Origin of the sequence: Streptomyces sp. NBC_01439, from assembly GCF_036227605.1 — a bacterium.
Taxonomy (GTDB): domain Bacteria; phylum Actinomycetota; class Actinomycetes; order Streptomycetales; family Streptomycetaceae; genus Streptomyces.
In genome coordinates this window covers 1,332,248-1,352,402 of sequence record NZ_CP109487.1, presented here as the reverse complement: position 1 = coordinate 1,352,402, position 20,155 = coordinate 1,332,248, and the positions used below count along the sequence as shown (strand labels likewise).

Below are 20,155 nucleotides of genomic sequence, written 5' to 3'. Positions count from 1 at the left end.
CCCGATATGTGCTCGGACGGCTTCTCGAGGACGCGTTCCGTGGCTACGGCCCCATCCTCATCGACCGCCCCGCAGCCGCACTCACCCTGCTCGTCGCAGCCGACGACTAGGGTCGGTTTCAGCAACCCGTTCCGGGTGGGTCGTCAGTTGGCAGCGAGGATGTCAGAGAGACTCACGGAGGGGCGGCCGAGCATCTCTGTCAACGTGCGCTGCTGGCGCTCCGTCAAGGAGGCAACGAAGATCACTGCGTCAGCGTTGGCTTGCTCACACACCAGAGCCACCTCGCGGACCTTCCCGTAGGACAGCAGGGTTCGCGAAGAGTAGGGCAGACCCATCTTGCGGACCCCGCCGTTCGAGACGCCTCGTCGTTGCACGATCTGCGCGACGACCCGAGCGCCGTGCGCTGCCAGTTCTGTGGCTGCCGACGCCATGAGTGTTTCGAAGTCCTTCTGTTTCGCGGAGAAGTAGCCGACCAGGACCACATCGGCACCCACGTCAGGGAGCCGGAACGCCTGAGGCTGCCCCGGCTCTGACGACACGCGGCGAGTCAGGCGCCGGTCGCGCCTTCGAGGCTGATGCATGGGCTGCAGGCTAAGGGCCTGGCCTCCTGCAGCGGTACCGGATTTCTCTCCGACCGAGCGTGGCGAACAAGGTCAGAGCCACTCGTTGATGACTGCGATCCGGACGGTGGCCTCAAAGCGGACCGCGAGTTGGTCGAACTCACGAAAGAGAGCACCGATCTCACCGACGCCGGGGGACCTGCCCGGCAGCCGGCCGGCGCTGCCACCACCCCTGACCCCGTCCCATCCGTAGCGGAGCCCCTCAGGAGCTGCGGGACTCGGCAGCAGCCGACCGTTGGACCTGCCGTCGTCTGCCGTGACCTCGTCGCGACCTGGACCGAGACCGACTGCCCCGGCAACTCGTGAGCACAAGGCGCTCCGGCCGGTGCCGTTCCGTTGGACCGGCCCCAGCCCGGCGACCTCCGGCGGAACGGGGATGCAGGCACGGGCGCCGGCGGTCTACGACGGCTCGTACGGTTCCACCGGGAGCGGGGCGAGCGGTTCCTGCGCGTGCCCCCTCGGCGAGCACGCGGCGAACGGGCCCTGGCGGGGGTCCATCAGGACCCGCAGGTGCGGATCGGCGTGCTGGATCCACCACGTCGTCATGCCGAGGGCCGGATCGTGGCGCAGGTGCTCCCAGGCCAGCCACAGCGCGGACAGCCGGGCCCCCGCCTCCGGGTGCTCCCACCAGAGCGGACACCAGGTCGCAGACGTACCGTCCAGGGGGCGGCGGATCGTGACCGCCAGGTAGTCGGTGACGAAGGCGAAGACGTCGCTGAAGTAGAACTCGGGTCCGTCGCCGTAGACCTCCGACGCCGGCATCGGGAAGACGGAACGCGGTTCCGGCTTCGGCCGGGGCAGGGGGTACAACGCCAGCAGCGAGCCGAGGGCGTCGTCGCTGCGCCGGAGCTCCGTCAGGAGCCAGCCCAGGAGGAGGTCCTGGGATTCGGCGACCTCGGCGAAGGCGTCCGCCGCGAGGGAAGCGACGAGCCGCTCCCGCCAGTCGTTCAACTGCCTTCTCCAGCGGTCCTCCTCGGCGGCCGACCGGGAACCGGCCAGGAAGCGGGCCACCGTCCAGTGGTGTTCCTTCCAGGCATCGCCATCGGCTTCGGCCGTCACCCGCGCCGCCACCCGCTGCGCGTTCTCGATCGCTTTGCTGTCCATGGAACTGATGAGTGCCTTTCGAGCCACGTGAGGAGTGTGCTGATCATACGAGTTCAGCGTCCTCTACCCGTGTCCGTGCTCGTGGCTTTGTCAGAACAAGTGCATCGCCAAGTGGCCGAGGGGCAGACCGAGTTGCCAGGCCGGCGTCCATACGCGCGCGTTCTCGTCCAGGCCCGGCGCGATGTCGGTGTGGTCGTCGTCGGGCCGCCCGGGGTCGAGGTTGGTGGCGAACAGTTCGGTGCTGTCCAGCCAGCGCCACGCCGCCCGGGCCAGTTCCAGATCGGGGTCCGCGCAGTCGCCGCGCTCCCGGGCCTCCTCGCCGAGCGCGAGGAACCGGGTGTGCACCCAGTCGCGCCACGGGTGTCCGTACGCCGTGAGCGACAGCCACTCGTCGAGCTGCGAGACCACCCGGATGCCGGAGAGCTCGCCGGCCGCGTCCGAGAGGTAGATCGTCAGGGCGAGCGTGTCCCGTCCGGCCCTGAACTCCAGGGTGCTGGCCGGGATGAGCCGGCCCGTGCGCAGCAGTTCGTCCGCGATGTACTCGGCGTACAGCCAGGCCATGGGCACCGCGAGCCCGCCGTCACTGGTGCCGTTACTACCCTCGGGCTGCACCGTTCCACCTTCTCCCGCGCTTCGAGCGTCCCGTTCGTCAGTCCCGAGCCTTCACCGAGCGGCTCGCGGAGCGGGGGATGTTTACTCAACTTGCACGCTCTGATGCCGAAATCGACGCGTTTTATGTCCGGTCCGCATCTATTCATGGCGTTAGCCGATCCTTCGCCGCGCTGCAGGCTCAGGCGCCGAGGCCGTACCCGTACCCCTGGAGGCCCTTCCGCAGGGCGCGGAGGGCGTAGTACGTCCGGGACTTGACCGTTCCGGCCGGAATTCCGAGCTCGGCGGCGGCCTCGGCCACCGAGCGGTCGCGGAAGTAGACCTGCATCAGCACCTCGCGGTGCTCCGGCCCGAGGGACCCCACGGCCCGCCGGACGTCGATCGCCGTGACCGAGCCGGCCACCGCGTCCTGCGGCTCGGGTGCGTGTTCCAGCCCCTCCGGATCCACCTCCAGCGGTCGTGACAGCCGGGCCCGCCGGGCGTCGATCGCGAGCCGCCGGGCCACCGTGAACAGCCAGGGCCGCATGGAGTCGTGCCCGCTGGACAGGGCCTCCGGGTGCTGCCAGACCCGTACGAGGGTCTCCTGCACGAGGTCCTCCGCGCGCTGGGCGTCCCCTGCCGTAAGGCCTACCAGGAATCCGAACAGGGCCCGCCCGTGATCGCGCTGGAGGACGGCGAGTGCCTCGGGGTCCGTACGCGGGAGGGTGGGGGAGATCGGCACGAGGGGCTCCTTCCGGGGTGCGTGGGGGGCCGTGGAAGCGGCGACCCGTCCACCCTGACCTGCACGGAGCCGACCCGGAACCGTCCGGCCCCGGCGTTGCGCCCAAGCACCCGGGTCGTCCGCCGGGCGGCCGTGCCGGTCGGTGAACGGTCGAACGGCGCGGCGAACGGCAGGCGGTCGGCCTCGCCCCCGTCCGCCGTTCGGGTGGGCGCGTGTCCGCAAGACGGATCCGGTTCTTGACTTACAGCGTGTAGTTATGTGGATTGCATGTGATCACACATCAGATAATCGTATTAATGAGAGTAGGGCGCATGACCACGCGAATCCGACCGCAGGTGTTCGCCCTCCTGTCGGTCGTGCTGCTGTCCGCCGCCGCCGGTTGCTCGGCCACCCAGAGCTCCGCACCGGCCCGCCTCGGGGATTCCGGGGAGCCGGCCGCCCCCTCCAGTGCCGCCGGACCGGCCCCCGGGCAGGGTTTCACCCTCGTTGTGAGCGGCGACGTGCTGCCGCACACCTCCGTCATCCAGCGCGCGGCGAACGACGCGGACGGCGACGGATACGACTTCAGGCCGATGTTCTCCGGGGTCAAACCGGTGGTCTCGGCGGCCGACCTCGCCCTCTGCCACATGGAGACCATCTACGGGGAGGAGGGCGGGCCCTTCTCCGGCTATCCGGCCTTCACATCGCCGCCGCAGGTCGCCGACGGGCTGAAGGACTCCGGGTACGACGGCTGCTCCACGGCCTCGAACCACACCCTCGACGACGGGGGCGCGGGCCTGCGCCGCACGCTGGACCGCTTCGACAAGGTCGGACTGGGGCACGCCGGATCGGCCCGTACGGCCGCCGAGGCGGCCACGGTGACCACGTACACGGCAGGTTCCGCCAAGGTGGCGCACCTCGCGTACACCTACGACACCAACGGCTACCCGATGCCCGAGGGCCAGCCGTGGGCGGTCAACCTGATGAAGCAGGACAAGATCATCGCGGATGCGCGGGCGGCCCGGAAGGCGGGCGCGGACGTGGTGCTGGTGAGCGTGCACTGGGGCACGGAATGGGAGACCGAACCGGACGGCACCCAGCTCTCGCTCGGCAAGGCGCTCACCGCCTCGCAGACCGGCGGCCGCCCCGACATCGACGCCCTCATCGGTACGCACGCCCACGTGCCGCAGCCCTACGAGAAGGTCAACGGGACCTGGATCATCTACGGCATGGGCGACCAGGTCGCGGGCGAGATGTTCAACCACTCGGGCGCGCGCGACATGCGGGGCAACTACGGCTCGATCGGCCGGTTCGCCTTCGCCCCGCCGGCCGCCGCCGGGCAGCGCTGGCAGGTCACCAAGGCCGAGTTCGTGCCGCAGATGATGGACCTGTCCGTGGGCCGGGTCGTCCACCTGACCGACGCCCTCGCGAAGGAACCCGGTCGGGAGGACTACGAGCGCGCGCGCGACGCCATCAGCGAGGCCGTGCTCAGCCGCGGCGCCGCCAAGGACGGCCTGACCATGGGCAGGTAGGGCCGGCGACGGGACCCGGGATCCCTACGGAACCACGGTGACGGGCCAGCGGCCCGCCTTCACCAGGCGGATCGCCACCGATCCCACGATGCGGTGGCCCGCCTGTTCGGAGGCGCCGACCACCACCGCGTCCGCCATCAGCTCGTCCGCCGCGCTCACCAGGCCGGCTGGGGGCACCTCCCAGCGGTAGCTGGGGGCGGGTCGTCGTGGAAGGTGTGGAACTGCCAGCGCACCTCGTAGATGCCCTTGAGCCGCTCCGCCGAGGCGCGGATCTCGGTCACCCGGCCCTCGGCGATCTCCCCGGTGGTGTCCGCCGCCGGCGCGCCGAGCGCGGCGCCGGCCGGGATCACCGGCTGGACGTACACCAGGGCCAGCAGGGCGTTCTGCCGCCGGGCCAGTCCCGCCGCGTAGGCTGCGGCCCGCAGCGAGGACTCCGATCCGTCCACCCCGGCCAGGATCACCTTCGGACCGTCGGTACCGCGTTCGAATTCCGTATTCACGTGCTCCGTCACCCTGCCGAGGATGGGCCGTGCTCCAGAACGCCCGGGGCACGGCCCGGGGCCTGACCCGGTGCACGACCCGGTGCACGAACCGGGCCTGCTCGAGGACATGGCCCGGGGAGCGGCCGTGCACCTCGCGGCCCATCGCTCGCCGCGCGCCCCGGCGCGGCCCTCCCTACAGTGCGAACCATGAGTGCGACCAGCGCCACCGTGGAGGAGAAGCACGGAACCCGGAACCGCTTCCTGAACCGGGTGCCCGACGGGTTCGGCGCGTTCTTCGGAACGCTCGGCCTGCTCTGCGCCCTGCTCGCGCTCTCCCCCACGCTGCGGCGGCTCCTGCGGCCCATCGTGCGGTTCCTCGATCTGATCGTCGTCCCGGTCAGCGCGAACCTCGCCTACGCCGTCTTCCTCTTCCTCCTCGCCGCGGCCCTCGGCACCCGCAAGAAGGTCGCCTGGTGGATCGTCATCACCTATTTGGCCCTGCTGATCGTCGACGACGTGCTGGAGATGGCCGTCGGCGCGTACTGGATCGGCATCCCCTCCATGGTCATCGCCGTCGCCGCGCTGGCCGTTCTGATCGCCGCCCGCGACGAGTTCTACGCCGCCTCCCGCCCGGGGGCCCTGTGGCACGCCCTGTTCGTGCTCGGCCTCGGCCTGCTCGCCGCCGTACTCGTGGGCTGGGCGCTCGTCGCCCTCTTCCCCGGCACCCTGCCCCGGGGCCAGTGGTTGGACTGGGCCGCCAAGGAGGTCTTCGGCGGCCTCTTCTCCGCCCGGGAGTTCGACGGCCACCCACCCCGCCCGCTCTCCTTCCTGCTCGGCCTCTTCGGCGCGGCCGCCCTACTGAACGCGGCCATGACCCTCTTCCGCTCCCAGCGCCTGACCGCCGCCCTGCACGGCGACGAGGAACCCCGCATCCGCGCGCTCCTCGGCGCCTACGGCCGCAACGACTCCCTCGGCTACTTCGCCACCCGGCGCGACAAGGCCGTCGTCTTCGCCCCCAACGGCAAGGCCGGCGTCACCTACCGCGTCGAGGCGGGTGTCTGCCTCGCCAGCGGTGACCCGGTCGGCGACCCCGCCTCCTGGACCGCCGCCATCGACGCCTGGCTGGCCGTGGCCCGGCGCTACGGCTGGCAGCCCGCCGTCATGGGCGCCTCCGAGGACGGCGCCACCGCCTACGCCCGCTCCGGACTCGGCGCACTGCAGCTCGGCGACGAGGCCATCCTGCACGTGGCCCGCTTCGACCTCGACGGCCGCGACATGCGCGTCACCCGCCAGGCCGTCAACCGTGTCCGGCGCACCGGCGCCACCACCGTCATCCGCCGCCACTCCGCCCTCTCCGAGGACGAGATGCAGAGGATCGTGGAAAGCGCGGACAAATGGCGCGACACCGAGACCGAACGCGGCTTCTCCATGGCCCTGGACCGGCTCGGCGACCGCGCCGACGGGGACTGCCTGCTGGTCGAGGCCTTCGACGACAAGGGCGAGCTGATCGCCCTGCTCTCCTTTGTCCCCTGGGGCAAGGACGGCATCTCCCTCGACCTCATGCGCCGCGACCGCACCGCCCCCAACGGGGTCATGGAGTTCATGGTCGCCCAACTCTGCGCCGCGGCCCCCGGCCTCGGTGTGCACCGGATCTCCCTCAACTTCGCCGTCTTCCGCTCCGCCTTCGAGGAGGGCGGCCGGATCGGCGCCGGCCCCGTCCTCAAACTGTGGCGCAAGCTGCTCCTCTTCTTCTCCCGTTGGTGGCAGCTGGAGGCGCTGTACCGCTCGAACGTCAAGTACGACCCCGAGTGGTACCCGCGCTACCTCTGCTACCAGGACGCCGGCTCGCTCGCCCGGGTCAGCCTCGCCTCCGGCATCGCCGAGGGCTTCGTCTCCGTACCCAGCCTGCGCACCCTGTGGGGCAACGGCCACCCCAAGGGCCTCACCGCCATCGCCTCCACCGAGGGACTGCCCTCCATCGAATCCCTCGGCCTGGACGCGGTCGAGCAGGGGGACGCGGGGGCCCCGGCCGAGCGGCTGCCCGAACAGGTCCGCGTCCGCCACGCGAAACTGGACCGCATCCGGGCGGCCGGTACCGACCCCTACCCGGTGGGGATCCGCGCGCGCACCCACACCGTCGCGGAACTGAAGGCCACCCACGGGGGTTCCCCCGGCCGTCCCACCCTCCCGCCCGGCGCCCGGACCGGCGAACAGGTCACCCTCGCCGGGCGCGTGATGCTCGTGCGCGACCTCGGCGGCGTGGTCTTCGCCGTCCTGCGCGACTGGTCCGGCGACATCCAGCTGATGCTCACCCGCGACGAAGCCGGGGCCGAGGTACTGGACTCCTTCACCTCCCAGGTCGACTTCGGCGACCACGTGCTCGTCAGCGGCGAGACCGGCGCCAGCAAGGCGGGCGAGCTGTCGCTGGTGGTCCGGTCCTGGCAACTCACCGGCAAGTGCCTGCGCCCCCTCCCCGACAAGCGCAAGGGCCTCGCCGACCCCGAGGCCCGGGTCCGGCGCCGCTACCTCGACCTCGTCGCGAGCCCCGAGGCCCGGGACGTCGTACGGGCCCGCTCCAGCGCGGTCCAGGCCCTGCGCCAGGGACTGCTCGACCGCGGCTACCTCGAGGTCGAGACCCCGATGCTCCAGCAGATCCACGGCGGCGCCAACGCCCGGCCCTTCCGCACCCACATCAACGCCTACGACCTCGACCTGTACCTGCGCATCGCGCCCGAGCTCTACCTCAAGCGGCTCTGCGTCGGCGGCATGGAGAAGGTCTTCGAGATGGGCCGCACCTTCCGCAACGAGGGCGTCTCCTACAAGCACAACCCCGAGTTCACGATGCTGGAGGCCTACCAGGCCTTCGCCGACTACGACGTGATGCTCGACCTCACCCGCGAACTGATCCAGGGCGCCGCCACCGCCGCCTTCGGCTCGCCCATCGCCCACAAGGCGGGACCGGACGGGAAGCTCGTCGTCCACGACATCTCCGGAACCTGGCCGGTCAAGACCATGTACGGGGCCATCAGCGAGGCCCTCGGCGAGGAGGTCGACGCCGACACCGAGGAAGGGGCACTGCGCCGACTGTGCGACCGGGCGTCGGTCCCGCACGGCCCCGAGGACACCCGCGGCGACGTGGTGCTGGAGATGTACGAGCGCCTCGTGGAGGAGCGCACCAAGCTGCCGACCTTCTACAAGGACTTCCCCACCGACGTCTCCCCGCTCACCCGCCAGCACCGCCGGGACCCCAGGCTCGCCGAACGCTGGGACCTGGTCGCCTTCGGCACCGAACTGGGCACCGCCTACTCGGAGCTGACCGACCCCGTGGAACAGCGCCGCCGCCTCACCGCCCAGTCCCTGCTCGCGGCGGGCGGTGACCCGGAGGCGATGGAACTCGACAACGACTTCCTCGACGCCCTGGAGTACGCGATGCCGCCCACGGGCGGCCTCGGCATCGGCGTGGACCGCCTCGTCATGTTCCTCACGGGCCTGACGATCCGCGAGACCCTGCCCTTCCCCCTGGTCCGCCGCGGCTGACCACCCCGAAGGACGCCCCCGTCGTCGCCGTGGCGGTCCCTCACTGCCTCGGCATACGCCGTTCCAGCCGCGCCGCCTGCTCCCGCAGCCCGGTGGACCAACTGCGACCGGGCGGCGGAGCGGCCGTTCCCGCGACGGACACCTGTACGTCCTCGCGAGGGCCGTCCGGGGCAGCGCCGAGCCGCTCCCAGTCCACCCGGATCCCGGCCCGCTCGGCGAGCACGACCACGGTGGCGGTGAAGCCCTGCGGGTGTGAGCCGACCGGGTGAGGGGAACAGGGTGCCTCCGCGCCTCTCGACAACTTCGGCGATGTCGTTGATACGTAGTAATAATGAAAAATGACGAGCCGACAGTAGGGCGGCGCACGGTCCTGCGTACCGCCGTCTTCCTCGGGGTCGCCGCGGCCTCCGGACTGCTCAGCGTGGGCGGTGAGCGCGGTACCGGTACCCCGGGGCAGGGACCGACCGGGTCCGTACCCCCGGCCGGGCCGGGGGCGCCCCCCGCGGCGGGTGCGCCGGGGTTGCGGGCGCGGGCGCTGCCCGAGAAGGCGTACCGGCTCCAACCGATGACCGCCGACGCGCCGGTGCGCCCGGCGGCCGCGAAGCCGGCCGTACGGACCCGGCCCATCCTGGAACTCCCCGCCGAGGAAGCCGCGTCGGCCGGCATGGTGCTCACCTTCGACGACGGCCCGGACCCCCGCTACACCCCCGCCATCCTCGACACCCTCGCCCGGTACGGCGTGCGCGCCATGTTCTTCGTCTGCGGCGAGATGGCCACCGAGAACCGGAACCTGCTGCGCCGGATGGTCGACGAGGGCCACGTCATCGGCAACCACACCTGGACCCACCCGCTCATCCCGGGGCTCAGCCGGCCCGCCCTCGCCTCCGAGATCGGCCGCACGAGCGAGGTCGTCCAGCAGACCGTCGGCGAGGCGCCCTTGTGGTTCCGGGCCCCCTACGGGGCCTGGAACCGGGCCGCCTTCGAGATCGGGGCCGAGCTCGGCATGGAGCCGCTCGCCTGGACCGTGGACACCCTGGACTGGAAGGAACCGGGGACCCCGACGATCATCTCCCGGGTACTGGGCGGCGCGGCCCCCGGCGTGATCGTCCTCTCGCACGACGCCGGCGGCAACCGGTCGCAGAGCGTTCAGGCGATCTCCTCGTACCTTCCCCAACTGCTCGCACGCGGCTACCGGATGACCCTCCCGGTGCTGCCGCCCCGCTGAAGCGGGCGCCGGCCGCGGTGGACGCGCACCGGCTCAGCGGGCCTCCACCATGCGGGCGAAGACGACCACGTTGCCGTCGTAGCCACGGGCCTTTGAGTATCCGCCGCCACAGGTGATCACCCGGAGTTCCGGGTGTCCTGTGTCTCCGTACACACGGGCCCCGGGGAAGGCCTCCTTGGAGAACACCTCCACCCCGTAGACCTCGAACACCGCCGTGCGGCCGTCGTACCGCTCCACCTCGATGTGGTTGCCCGGCTTGACCGAGCCGAGACCGTAGAAGACCGCGGGGCCCTGCGCGTTGTCCACGTGACCGACGATCACCGCGGAGCCCCGCTGGCCCGGCGAGATGCCGTTGAGGTACCAGCCGGCGAGATTGCGGTCCTGCGGGGGCGGCGCGTCGATCCAACCCTCCGCGTCCAGCCCGACCGTCATCACCGGCGCGTCCACGTTGATCGTGGGAATCCGGATGCGCTGGACCGACGAGTGCTCCAGCACCTCCATGTCCGCCGGGGGCGTGGGTGGATCGGCCGGCAACTGGTCGGCCGTCACCGCGACGGCCGAGGCCGCGGTGGGCTGCGGCGGCCCGTCGCCGATGTTCACACCGTTGCGCACCATGGCGAGGCCGGTGAGCATGACCAGGGCGAGTACGCCCCACGGTGAGCGTTTGCGTGACTTCCCGGGCTCGTCCTCGCCCATCGTTCTCCCTTCCCGACGCGGGGGTCCCGACCCGCGTTCCCGTCCCACCCCTGTACGCCCTACTTCACGCACGCTAAGGCCGAGTCGGCAGCACGGCGAGGGGGGGAAGGGCGAACGGGTGGCCGCCACCCGGAGGGAGCCGGACGGGGTGCGCCCATCCAGGTAATCGTCACATAAATGCCTGACGGGTCGTGACCTGCGGATCCGTCAGTTGCATTTCCCGAGCTTCGGCGTGTCGCTCAACCGGGCGGCCCAAAGCCGGAAATGCGGAGATGGCGGGACGACCCGAGGGTTCGACGTGGGAGGCGTTCTCGTCGATCATCCGGGGCCGACGCTCCGGGGCGCTTCCCGCTGGAGGTTCCACCATGCGTGTTTTGCGCGCTCTTACCGTGACGGCGGCAGCCTGCGCCGTGATCGGCCTCAGTGCCCCGTTCGCCTCCGCGAACCAGGACCCCGGGGGCCGGGGTGGGAATGGGGGTGGGAACGGCCCCAGCAACATCTCCGTCAACCCGTACTCCGTGCACCAGGGTTCCACGATGCAGGTGAGCGCGGCGGGCTGCGGTCACGGCGGTACCGTCACGTCGCACGGCAACTTTCCGCCGGCCAACCTGTCCGCGGGGTCGATCGGATTCGCGACCGTCCGGATCTTCAACCACGCCTCGCCCGGGCACCACACGCTGTCCGTCAAGTGCAACGACAGCAACCTGGTCGCCACGCACCGCTTCACCATCTTGGAGGGCAACCCCTCGCAGGGCGGCATCGGCGGATCCTTCGGCCCGTCCACGGCCGAGACCGCCATCGGTGCGGGCCTCGTCGGCGCCGCGGCCCTCGGAGCCGGGGCCCACGTGCTGCGCCGTCGCCGCCCGCTCCGCAGCCGGGCCTGACCGGTCTCCCCGGACGGAGATCCCCCCGCCACCGGCGATCGCCCCGAGTCCTGACGAGGACTCGGGGCGATCGGTGGTGGCGGGGGGACGTCCGGCGGGTTCAATGGCTACGGCCGGATCCCCTGCGGCGCAGGGCGAACACGGTGCCGCCCGCGGCGGCGAGGAACAGACCGGCGCCGGCGCCGAGCTCCAGGGGATCCATGCCGGCCACGCTGCCGCCCAGACCGCCGCGGACACCGAGGGCGGAGGACGGGGTCGGGAAGCGGGTCGTGCCGGTGCCGGTGCCGGTGCCCGTTCGCGTGGAGCTCGTGGTGGGTCCGGTGGTGCCGCCGGCGATCGTCAGATCGGCCGAGCCGGTCTCCCCGTTGCAGGTGAAGGAGACGGAGTAGACGGCGCCGCGCCGGGCGTCCCGGTCCACGGTGACCCGTACGGTCTGGCCGCGCGCGATGCTCACGGTGTCGAAGACACCGGAGGAGGCGGTGGCGTAGGCGGCGTTGCAGCGGCTGACCGCGAGGACCGTCTGCCCTCCGGGGGCGACGGTCGAAGGCGTGAGGGTGAAGCCGAACGAGGTGATGGGCTGTGCCTCGGCAGCGGTTGCGGCGGGCGCGCCGAGGACGCCGAGCGCGAGTACGGCGCCCGTGGCGCCGACGCTCAGCAGGGTGGTGGCGGAGGTACGTATCGCACCCATGGTTGGTTCTCCGGATCCCCGAGGAGCAGCCGCGGAACGGTTTTCCGCACGTGGGGGGTCGTGCGCCTCGATGTCCGACACGCTAGGTCGGGGTGCGGTGACCCGCGATCAGGAACGGGCGAATGGGGCACGGCCCTGGGCCGAACCGGGGACGGGAGGCCCGTCCCCGGTTTGCGAGTGGCCTGATCCGGCCCGACCGACGAGACGTGCCCGGGCGGCCTAGCCGCCGAGGTCCAGGTGGGGGAACTGGGTGAGGAACGGTTCGGCGGTGGCGGAGATGCCCCGCCCGAACGGCGCGTCGAAGTCCCAGATCAGGAACAGCAGGAACGCGATGAGGGCACTGAACAGGCCCGCCAGCAGCATCTCCCGGAACGAGCGCCTGATCTGCAGGGTGAAGATCAGGCCCACGGTCACCAGGGCGCCGACGATCAGCCCGAACCACACCACGCCCGGCATGGTGGCCCCGGCACTCGAGCCGCGTGCGCTGCGGGCGTCGTCGACCACCGCGACCTGGTCGACCAGCGGCTGGTAGGCCTGCCCCTCGTGGTCGGTCTGCGGTTCGTAGTCGGTGACGTCCCGGCGGATGCGCTCCAGCAGCTCCCCGCCGTGCTCGGTGAGCTCGCCGTGGTCGGCCATCCGCTTCCACTCCGTGTCCACGACGTGGGTCACGTACGCGTCGACGTCGGACCGGATCCGCTTGCGCACCTCGGCCGGGTAGACCTCGGAGCGGACACTGATCTCGTGCAGGGCCTGGGCCTCCTGGCGCACGTATTCCTGGGCGGCCCCGCGGCCCTCCCAGACGCCGGCGATCGCCAGGCCCAACACGATCGCGTAGATCACCCCGATCATCATCGTCATGTACTCGATGACGTCAGGGGTCTCGTTCGGATCGTCGTCATCGCCGATCCTCCTGTGGTTCAAGAAGGCGATGGACAGCACCACGGCACAGGCCGCGGCCATCGCGAGGGACAGGACGAGCCATTCCGACAAGATGACTCCCAATCGGTTACTGGTGGGGAGGAAGAAGCGCGCTAGCGCGGGCGCAGCGCGACGATCGCGAGCACCGCGGGAGCGGCGGTCATCAAGGTGAAAGTCACCGGCGAGATGTGGTGCTCGACGGGTTTGCGGGCGGCCGCGTGATACGCGGGGCGGGCCACCGGTTTCGGCGGTACGGGTTTCACCTCGGGGGCGGGTGGTGGCGGTGGTGCAGGTGGTGCGGGCGGCGGCGCAGGAGCCCGGACCACGCGGGGCGGTGGGGGCGCCGGCTTCGGCGGGGGCGGCGCGGGCAGGACGGGCTTCGGTACGGGCTTCGGCGCCGGCCGGGGAGGCGGCGGTTTCGGCGGTGCGGGTTTCGGGGGCGGTGGGGGCTCGGGCGACGGCGGGGGAGTCGGCTCGGGCGGCGGTGTGGGTTTCGGCGGTTTCGGTGGCTTCGGCGGTGGCTTCGGCGGGCAGGGCGGAGGGGGCGGCGGCGGAGGGCAGTGGGGGTGGCCGTGACGGCCCCCGCCGTGCCCGCCTTCACGGCGTTTCCCGTGGTCGGAGCCCTGGTCGTCACCGTGATGTCCGCCACGCGGGCCGCGTGCGCGGTCGCTGCCGCCGGCCACCGCGGCCACCACGGCGGCGGCCGGGCCGTCGCCGGAGTCGGTCGTCGCGTAGGCGCGGCTATCAGCCACGGCCGGCGTGACGGACAAGGCCGCCCACAGCAGGACCGGGACTGCCAGCAGGCGCCTGGCACAGGCTCTGTTCACCCCGGGAGCATGGGCCCGCGCGCGCCCGGGCACGCGAGGCTCGGCCCCCGGTTCGCCTGAACGGGTGGACTGCCGACCAGAGAGGTTTGAGCCATCCGCAGGTCGGTAGTGTGGTGACTCCGGTCGACCCCCAGTCAATTCCCATAAGGGACTTGTCGGTATCGGTCATTCCCCCGTCCGGCGAGGCGGTGCCTTTGGTGTGTGACGAAGAACGGATCGCCAATTTCCGCTTTTGCTCGCCCTGTTGGGAAATGATCAGTACATTCGGCTCGGACAGGAGTCCGACCTCACACGGACGACCGCAGGACCAACGCTTGGAGACCCCGATGGAGCGCCCCGCCTGGGCCCCGCCAGGCATCGACATATCGGTGCCGAGCGTGTCCCGCATCTACGATTACTATCTGGGTGGGTCCCACAATTTCGAGGTCGACCGCCAGACGGCTCGCCGTGCCATGGAATTCATGCCGGGACTGCCCAAGATCATGCAGGCCAACCGGGCATTCATGCGCCGCGCCGTCCGGCACGCCGTCGCCGAGGGCGTCACGCAGTTCCTCGACATCGGCTCCGGCATCCCCACCTTCGGCAATGTCCACGAGGTCGCCCAGGCCGCCAGCCCGCAGGCGCGCGTCGTCTACGTCGACCACGACCCGGTGGCCGTCGCGCACAGCCGGGCCGTCCTCACAGGAGACGACCACAGCGACATCGTCGCCGCCGACTTGCGCAAGCCCAAGGAGATCCTCGCCGCCCCGGAGGTCGGTCGGCTCCTCGACCTCGGCCGACCGGTCGCCCTCCTGCTCGTCGCCGTCCTGCACTTCCTGGAGGACAAGGACGCCCCGTACGCCGCCGTCGCCGAGCTGTGCGACGCACTGGCCCCCGGCAGCCTGCTGATCCTCACGCACGCCTCGTACGAGGGAATCCCGCTCACCCAGGAAACCGCCGCCGGCACCGTGGGCGTCTACCGGGACATGCGCAACCCCCTCGTCATGCGGACCCGGGAACAGATCAGCGGCTTCTTCGACGGGTTCGAGATGCTGGAGCCGGGCCTCGTGGCCATGCCCAACTGGCGGCCGGACCGACCCGACAACGGTGAGGACGGCGAGACGCCGGAGGACCCCTACGCCTTCTCGGGCTTCGGCGGCGTGGGACGCAAGGCGTGAGACTTCCGGCACAGACGGCGGGCGCGCCGAAGGTCGCCGCGGCACCCGCCACCGGGTCCGCGACGGCTCCGCACGGCGGTATCGAGGACCGGATCGCCCGCTTCGCCACGATCTGGGGCCGGGCGATCTTCCCGGTCACGGCGACCTCGTTGACCCGCACCGAGTTCGAACGGCACCTCCTCCCCCTCACCCGCACGCTCACCGAGGCCCTGCACGCGAGGCCCTTCGACGCCTCGGTCGCCCAGCAGGTGGGGGCGGAACTCGTCGCCGTGCACTGCACCGACCCCGAGGCCCTGGCCGGCACCCTCGGCGTGATCGAGTCGTACCTGGTGCTCTACTGCGGCCCGGACGGACCCGAGGGCTCCGGTGTGGAGGGCACCGAGGAGTACCGGTCGCGCTGCGCCCGGCTGCAGCACGCCATCGCGGCGGGATACGCCCGCGCGCTGCGCGAGCGCACCCTGAGGGAGCAGGAGGCCATCGCGCGCTCCGCGCTGACCGCGCGTACCGACGCGCAGCAGGCCCTGCACGCGAGCGAGGAGCGCTTCCGCGCGGTCTTCGAGGGCGCGGCCGTGGGGATCGGCATCGCCGACCTCGACGGGAACGTCCTGGAGGTCAACGACACCCTGTTGCAGATGTTCGGCGGCCTGGAGGGGCACGTCCGCAGCCGCAACGTCAGCGAATGGGGACACCCGGATGACACCCCGCACGTCTGGCGGATGTACGGCGAGCTGGTGCGCGGCGAGCGCGAGAGCTACCGCGTCGAGAAGCCCTACTACCGGCACGACGGCACCGTGCTCTGGACCAATCTGACGGTGTCGCTGCTGCGCGACGCCGACGGGAAGCCGCAGTACCAGCTGGCGCTGATGGAGGACACCACCGAACGCCGGCTGCTGAACCTGCGCCTTCGCTACGAGGCCACCCACGACGCCCTGACCGGTCTACCCAACCGGACGCTGTTCTTCGAGCGGCTGGAGAAGGCCCTCGGCGGGGCGGGCGGCGACCGCTACGGGCTGTGCTACCTCGACCTCGACGGTTTCAAGGCGGTCAACGACAGCCTCGGGCATTCGGCGGGGGACCGGCTGCTGGTGGAGGTCGCCGACCGGCTGCAGAGCTGCGCGACCGGCCCGGGCGAGGTGGTCGCCCGGCTCGGCGGCGACGAGTTCGTCGCCCTGACCACCGGCTCCGACACCGAGCAGAAGGTGACCGAGCTCGCGGTCCGCATATTGACCGCCCTGTCCACGCCGATCCGGTTGGAGGGTCGGGAACTGACGGTCCGGGGCAGCATCGGCATCGTCGAGGGACGGGCCAAGGAGCGCACCCCGGCGGAGGTGCTGCGCAGCGCCGACATCACGATGTACCGGGCCAAGGCGGCCGGCGGCAACCGCTTCGAATTCGCCGATGCCGAGGCCGACGCCCGCGCGATCACCCGCCACGGCCTGACCAACGCCCTGCCCGCGGCTCTGGAACGCGGCGAGTTCTTCATCGAGTACCAGCCGCTGGTCCACATGCGCGACGGCAGCGTGCACGGGGCCGAGGCGCTGGTGCGCTGGTCGCACCCGCAGTACGGGGTACTCGGCCCGGACCGCTTCATCCCCCTCGCCGAACGCACCGGGCTGATCGTGCCGCTCGGTCGCTGGGTGCTGGAGGAGGCCGTCCGCCAGGCCCGCATCTGGCAGCGCGAGCACGGGGGCGCAGCCCTGCGGATCAACGTCAACCTCTCTCCGACCCAGCTGCACCACCCGGGCCTGGTTGCCGACACCGTGGCGGTGCTGGAGAAGTCGGGCCTCGCCCCGGGCGCGCTGTGCCTGGAGGTCACCGAATCAGCCCTGATAGGGGCCGACGACGAACTCCTGGAACCGCTGCGCCGGCTCGCGGCACTCGGTGTGGACATCGCCCTCGACGACTTCGGCACCGGCTACTCGAACCTGGCCAACCTGCGGCGGCTGCCGGTCAGCGTCCTGAAGCTCGACCGCTCCTTCACCCAAGGGATGCAGCAGCAGCCCGCCGACCCGGTTGACGTCAAGATCGTGGAGGGGATCGTCGCCCTGGCGCACAGCCTCGAACTCGCCGTCACCGTCGAGGGAGTGGAGACCGGAGCCCAGGCCGCCCAGCTGCGCGCCCTCGGCTGCGACACCGCTCAGGGCTGGTACTACGCCCGGCCCGGGGCGCCGGACCGCATCCACAGCCTCTCCCTCTCGGACGCGGTGCCCACGCCCTCCTGATGTCCGCCCCATCGGGAGGCCGATGCCCGGGGCCGATGCCCGGGGCCGATGCCTGGGGCCGGGGCCCGGGCGGCCAGGGCCACCCCGGGCTCAGGCGCGCGCGGCGCCGGTCAGTCCAGGCCCACCTCCGTCCCGCGGCCAGGGGTCCGGACGGCTTCGACGACCCGCTCGTACCGCTCCGCCGTGTCGGCCAGTACCGCGGCGGCCACCGGCAGCCGCTCGGCCTCGTACCCGTCGAGCACCTCCTCCCCGGCAGGCCCCGTGAGGGCGGCGGCCAGCGTCCGGCCGAGGGCGGCCGCGTCCTGGATGCCGGTGTTCATGCCCAGCCCGCCGGCTATGGGATGTACGTGCGCGGCATCTCCGGCGAGGAAGACCCTGCCCTCCCGTAGACGCGTGGCCATCCGCACGTTGACCCGCCAGGACGAGAGCCAGGTTGCATCTTTGAGCCGGATGCCCGCCACCCGTGCATGGCGGTCGAAGATCCGCTGGAAGCTTTCCAGGGAGGGCGGCAGCGGTTCGCCCCGCTCGTCCCGCTCGGGCGAGGCCTGCAGCTGGAAACTGTCCGTCCCCGGCATCGGGCAGAGCAGGATCCCGCCGCCTTCCGAGGTGAACCACTGGTGCCAGACGTCCCGGCCGAGTCCCGGCGCCCGGACGTCCCCGATCACCATCGCGGGCTCCTCCTCCCCGTTCCCCTCGAAGGGGATGCCGAGCAGCTTGCGGGTGGTGCTGCGCCCGCCGTCGCACCCGGCGAGATAGCGGGCCGCGATCACGGTGCCGTCCGCCAGCTCCGCACGCACCCCGGCGTCGTCCTGGGTGATTCCGGCGAGCTCCGATCCGTACTCGACCCGCACGCCCAGCGCGGCGAGCCGCTCGCGCAGGGCCGCTTCGATCTGCCACTGCCCGATCAAGAGGCCGCCGTCGGTGGGGGTGTCGTTGATGTGTTCCCCGTCGAAGTACTTGCGCAGGGTCACGCTCGCGTCCCCGGTGGCTGCCAGCGGCTCCAGCACGCCGAGCCCGCGGAAGATCTCGAGGCTGCTCGGTCGCAGCCCCTTACCCCGGGACTCGTGATGCGGTTCGGTGCGCCGGTCGATGACGCGCACGGTGACTCCGCGCTGTGCGAGGTCGCAGGCGAGCGTCAGTCCGGTCGGTCCGGAGCCGGTGATCAGTACGTCGGTCATGGGACGTCCTCTCCTCGTCGATGCCTCAAGGAAAGCGGCTCCCGACAGAAAAAGCAACCCGGTTAAAAAAATAACTCGGTCACGAATCCGTGCTACGCTGTGCGGTATGGAGAACACGACGGGTCTGCGCGAGAACAAGAAGCTCCGTACGCGTCACCGACTGGCGGCGACGGCGTTGGAGCTCTTCCTGGAACGGGGCTTCGATGCCGTGTCGGTGGCGGATGTCGCCGCCGCGGCCGAGGTCTCCAAGCCCACCCTCTTCCGGTACTTCCCGAGCAAGGAGGACCTGCTGCTCGACCGGTTCGCCGACCATCAGGACGAGGTGGCGCGCATCGTGCGCGAGCGGCCCCCCGGCCGCACGCCGGTGGGCGCGGTGCACGCGAGCTTCCTGGCGGCCCTGGCCGAGCGGGATCCGATCACCGGGCTGTGCGACCACCCGAACGTGATGGCCTTCCAGCAGCTGGTTTACAGCACCGCCAGCCTGAAGAGCCGGCTGAACCGCTACACCGAGATCGAGGTGGAGCTGCTCGCGGCCGGGCTGGAGGCGGAGGTGGTGTCCCCGCTCGCCTCCCGGCTCGCGGCGACGCACATCGTTGCGGTCCGCCATGAGCTGGGTCGGGTGAACTGGCGTCGGATCGAGGCGGGGCAGAGCGCGGACGAGGCCCACGCGGCCGCGGTGGCCGATGCCGATCTGGCCTTCGGGATGCTCGCAGAAGGCCTCGACAAGGCCCTGCCGGCGGTCCCCGCCCCGCCGATATCCCCGGAGCCGGCTCCAGCCGCGCCCTGACTGCGCCCGCCCGCAGGCCCCGCCGGGCGCAGTTAGCCGAGCAGTATCCGTTTCAGCTCGCGGGCCGCGCGCGGCGGAGCCACGTCGGTGCGGTGGGCCAGGGCGATCGTGCGACGCAGCGGGGAGCCGGCCAGCGGGGTCACCCGCAGGCCCCGACCGGATCGGTCGACCACCATCGCCGGGACCACCGCGATACCGAGCCCCGCCCGGACGAAGCCCAGGACCGCGTCCATTTCGCCGCCCTCCACGGTGAAGACCGGCTCGAAACCCTCCGCCCGGCAGGCCGCCACGGTGAGCTCCCGCAGGTCGTAGCCGTGCCGGAACATCACCATCGGCTCGTTCCGCAGCCCCGGGATGGTCAGCTCGCGGCCCCCGCCCGGTGCCGGCCGTTCCGCCGAGGAGACCACCACGAGGTCTTCGGTCAGCAGCTCCACCGTGGTCAGGGCCGGGGCCGAGGGGGGCAGCGGTAGCGCGATCAGGGCCAGGTCCAGGGCTCCGCGCGCGAGCTCCCGTACGAGGTCGAGCGAGCCGCTCTCCTCGATCAGCAGCTCGATCCCGGGATGCGCGTCGTGGAAGGCCCGCAGTACGTCCGGCAACAGGCCCGTGCAGATGCTGGGTGTGGCGCCGAGCCGGACGCGGCCGCGCCGGAGCTGCGCCAGTTCCTGCACCTCCAGCCGCGCGGTGTCAGCGTCCGCCAGGATCCGCCGGGCCAGCGGCAGCAGCGTCTCGCCCGCGTCGGTGAGCGTGACGTTGCCGCGGGCCCGGCTGAACAACTCGGCCCCGAGTTCCCGTTCGAGCGCCTTGATCTGCTGCGAGAGCGAGGGCTGTGCCACGTGCACGCGCTCCGCGGCCCGGGTGAAATGCCGGGTCTCGGCGACGGCCACGAAGTACAAGAGCTGCTGGAACTGCATCCGCCCAGGCTATCGGCTTTGATAGTCATCATCTATCGACATCAGCTCCATCATGTCTTGGACCTTTCGGGACCCCCG

At 71.5% G+C, this 20,155-nt stretch carries 18 protein-coding genes and 1 pseudogene; 7 read left to right on the top strand and 12 right to left on the bottom strand.

Going from position 1 to position 20,155, the window contains the following annotated elements; all coding sequences use genetic code 11:
• Window positions 1-143 precede the first annotated feature (143 nt).
• The 4 genes from OG207_RS06280 to OG207_RS06265 all read right to left on the bottom strand — a co-directional run bounded on the left by OG207_RS06280 (window position 144) and on the right by OG207_RS06265 (window position 3,054).
• Entirely contained in the window at window positions 144-494 is a 351-nt protein-coding gene (locus OG207_RS06280) for a hypothetical protein (protein ID WP_329096649.1), read from the bottom strand.
• Window positions 495-1,019: 525 nt separating this feature from the next.
• Window positions 1,020-1,751 (bottom strand): DUF4913 domain-containing protein, encoded by a 732-nt coding sequence (locus tag OG207_RS06275; protein WP_329096647.1) that lies wholly within the window; start codon window positions 1,749-1,751, stop codon window positions 1,020-1,022.
• Window positions 1,752-1,814: 63 nt separating this feature from the next.
• Complete coding sequence (locus OG207_RS06270; protein ID WP_329107467.1) at window positions 1,815-2,285, bottom strand: hypothetical protein; 471 nt, start codon at window positions 2,283-2,285, stop codon at window positions 1,815-1,817.
• A gap of 229 nt (window positions 2,286-2,514) precedes the next feature.
• Window positions 2,515-3,054 carry a sigma-70 family RNA polymerase sigma factor gene (locus OG207_RS06265; protein WP_329096645.1) on the bottom strand — a complete coding sequence of 180 codons (540 nt, stop codon included), beginning with the start codon at window positions 3,052-3,054 and terminating at the stop codon, window positions 2,515-2,517.
• Window positions 3,055-3,365: 311 nt separating this feature from the next.
• Here OG207_RS06265 and OG207_RS06260 point away from each other — a divergent pair, with 311 nt between their 5' ends.
• Window positions 3,366-4,565 (top strand): CapA family protein, encoded by a 1,200-nt coding sequence (locus OG207_RS06260; RefSeq protein ID WP_329096643.1) that lies wholly within the window; start codon window positions 3,366-3,368, stop codon window positions 4,563-4,565.
• 24 nt (window positions 4,566-4,589) lie between these two features.
• On the opposite strand, the pseudogene OG207_RS06255 reads toward OG207_RS06260, so the two are convergent.
• Window positions 4,590-5,077 (bottom strand): annotated as a pseudogene (locus OG207_RS06255) (universal stress protein).
• Between the two features lie 177 nt (window positions 5,078-5,254).
• Between OG207_RS06255 and lysX the strand changes: the two are divergent.
• Window positions 5,255-8,584 (top strand): bifunctional lysylphosphatidylglycerol synthetase/lysine--tRNA ligase LysX, encoded by a 3,330-nt coding sequence (gene lysX, locus OG207_RS06250; RefSeq protein ID WP_329096642.1) that lies wholly within the window; start codon window positions 5,255-5,257, stop codon window positions 8,582-8,584.
• A 40-nt stretch (window positions 8,585-8,624) separates the two neighbouring features.
• Here the strand turns inward: lysX and OG207_RS06245 are convergent, their stop codons facing one another.
• Window positions 8,625-8,813, bottom strand: coding sequence for a hypothetical protein (locus OG207_RS06245; RefSeq protein ID WP_329096641.1), 189 nt, complete (start codon window positions 8,811-8,813; stop codon window positions 8,625-8,627).
• Window positions 8,814-8,915: 102 nt separating this feature from the next.
• On the opposite strand from OG207_RS06245, the gene OG207_RS06240 reads away from it, so the two are divergent.
• The gene (locus OG207_RS06240; protein ID WP_329096639.1) at window positions 8,916-9,809 is read left to right on the top strand and encodes a polysaccharide deacetylase family protein; all 894 of its coding nucleotides are present in this window, start codon (window positions 8,916-8,918) and stop codon (window positions 9,807-9,809) included.
• A gap of 33 nt (window positions 9,810-9,842) precedes the next feature.
• On the opposite strand, the gene OG207_RS06235 is transcribed toward OG207_RS06240, so the two are convergent.
• Window positions 9,843-10,505, bottom strand: coding sequence for a class F sortase (locus OG207_RS06235; protein ID WP_329096638.1), 663 nt, complete (start codon window positions 10,503-10,505; stop codon window positions 9,843-9,845).
• A 365-nt stretch (window positions 10,506-10,870) separates the two neighbouring features.
• On the opposite strand from OG207_RS06235, the gene OG207_RS06230 reads away from it, so the two are divergent.
• Window positions 10,871-11,389 carry a hypothetical protein gene (locus OG207_RS06230; RefSeq protein ID WP_030012611.1) on the top strand — a complete coding sequence of 173 codons (519 nt, stop codon included), beginning with the start codon at window positions 10,871-10,873 and terminating at the stop codon, window positions 11,387-11,389.
• 100 nt (window positions 11,390-11,489) lie between these two features.
• Here OG207_RS06230 and OG207_RS06225 read toward each other — a convergent pair whose 3' ends face one another.
• From OG207_RS06225 to OG207_RS06215, 3 genes are all read right to left on the bottom strand, one after another.
• Window positions 11,490-12,077, bottom strand: a complete 588-nt coding sequence (locus OG207_RS06225; RefSeq protein ID WP_329096637.1) for a hypothetical protein — start codon at window positions 12,075-12,077, stop codon at window positions 11,490-11,492.
• Between the two features lie 219 nt (window positions 12,078-12,296).
• Window positions 12,297-13,067, bottom strand: a complete 771-nt coding sequence (locus OG207_RS06220; protein WP_329096636.1) for a bestrophin-like domain — start codon at window positions 13,065-13,067, stop codon at window positions 12,297-12,299.
• A gap of 41 nt (window positions 13,068-13,108) precedes the next feature.
• Window positions 13,109-13,258 carry a hypothetical protein gene (locus OG207_RS06215; RefSeq protein ID WP_329096635.1) on the bottom strand — a complete coding sequence of 50 codons (150 nt, stop codon included), beginning with the start codon at window positions 13,256-13,258 and terminating at the stop codon, window positions 13,109-13,111.
• 890 nt (window positions 13,259-14,148) lie between these two features.
• On the opposite strand from OG207_RS06215, the gene OG207_RS06210 reads away from it, so the two are divergent.
• Both OG207_RS06210 and OG207_RS06205 read left to right on the top strand, forming a co-directional pair.
• Window positions 14,149-14,979, top strand: coding sequence for an SAM-dependent methyltransferase (locus OG207_RS06210; RefSeq protein ID WP_329107465.1), 831 nt, complete (start codon window positions 14,149-14,151; stop codon window positions 14,977-14,979).
• Complete coding sequence (locus OG207_RS06205) at window positions 14,976-17,201, top strand: putative bifunctional diguanylate cyclase/phosphodiesterase (RefSeq protein ID WP_329096634.1); 2,226 nt, start codon at window positions 14,976-14,978, stop codon at window positions 17,199-17,201. Before OG207_RS06210 ends, OG207_RS06205 begins: the two co-directional genes overlap by 4 nt.
• A gap of 110 nt (window positions 17,202-17,311) precedes the next feature.
• Here OG207_RS06205 and OG207_RS06200 read toward each other — a convergent pair whose 3' ends face one another.
• Window positions 17,312-18,379, bottom strand: a complete 1,068-nt coding sequence (locus OG207_RS06200; RefSeq protein ID WP_329096633.1) for an FAD-dependent monooxygenase — start codon at window positions 18,377-18,379, stop codon at window positions 17,312-17,314.
• 106 nt (window positions 18,380-18,485) lie between these two features.
• On the opposite strand from OG207_RS06200, the gene OG207_RS06195 reads away from it, so the two are divergent.
• The gene (locus OG207_RS06195) at window positions 18,486-19,166 is read left to right on the top strand and encodes a TetR/AcrR family transcriptional regulator (RefSeq protein ID WP_329096632.1); all 681 of its coding nucleotides are present in this window, start codon (window positions 18,486-18,488) and stop codon (window positions 19,164-19,166) included.
• A gap of 32 nt (window positions 19,167-19,198) precedes the next feature.
• Here OG207_RS06195 and OG207_RS06190 read toward each other — a convergent pair whose 3' ends face one another.
• Entirely contained in the window at window positions 19,199-20,077 is an 879-nt protein-coding gene (locus tag OG207_RS06190) for a LysR family transcriptional regulator (RefSeq protein WP_329096631.1), read from the bottom strand.
• Window positions 20,078-20,155: the final 78 nt, after the last annotated feature.

Bases quoted from the DNA above. Each gene is read 5' to 3' on its own strand.
- OG207_RS06190 (WP_329096631.1), bottom strand. From the start codon at position 20,077: ATGCAGTTCCAGCAGCTCTTGTACTTCGTGGCCGTCGCCGAGACCCGG.
- OG207_RS06225 (WP_329096637.1), bottom strand. From the start codon at position 12,077: ATGGGTGCGATACGTACCTCCGCCACCACCCTGCTGAGCGTCGGCGCC.
- OG207_RS06200 (WP_329096633.1), bottom strand. From the start codon at position 18,379: ATGACCGACGTACTGATCACCGGCTCCGGACCGACCGGACTGACGCTC.
- OG207_RS06260 (WP_329096643.1), top strand. From the start codon at position 3,366: ATGACCACGCGAATCCGACCGCAGGTGTTCGCCCTCCTGTCGGTCGTG.
- OG207_RS06240 (WP_329096639.1), top strand. From the start codon at position 8,916: ATGAAAAATGACGAGCCGACAGTAGGGCGGCGCACGGTCCTGCGTACC.
- lysX (WP_329096642.1), top strand. From the start codon at position 5,255: ATGAGTGCGACCAGCGCCACCGTGGAGGAGAAGCACGGAACCCGGAAC.
- OG207_RS06210 (WP_329107465.1), top strand. From the start codon at position 14,149: ATGGAGCGCCCCGCCTGGGCCCCGCCAGGCATCGACATATCGGTGCCG.
- OG207_RS06270 (WP_329107467.1), bottom strand. From the start codon at position 2,285: ATGGCCTGGCTGTACGCCGAGTACATCGCGGACGAACTGCTGCGCACG.
- OG207_RS06195 (WP_329096632.1), top strand. From the start codon at position 18,486: ATGGAGAACACGACGGGTCTGCGCGAGAACAAGAAGCTCCGTACGCGT.
- OG207_RS06230 (WP_030012611.1), top strand. From the start codon at position 10,871: ATGCGTGTTTTGCGCGCTCTTACCGTGACGGCGGCAGCCTGCGCCGTG.
- OG207_RS06235 (WP_329096638.1), bottom strand. From the start codon at position 10,505: ATGGGCGAGGACGAGCCCGGGAAGTCACGCAAACGCTCACCGTGGGGC.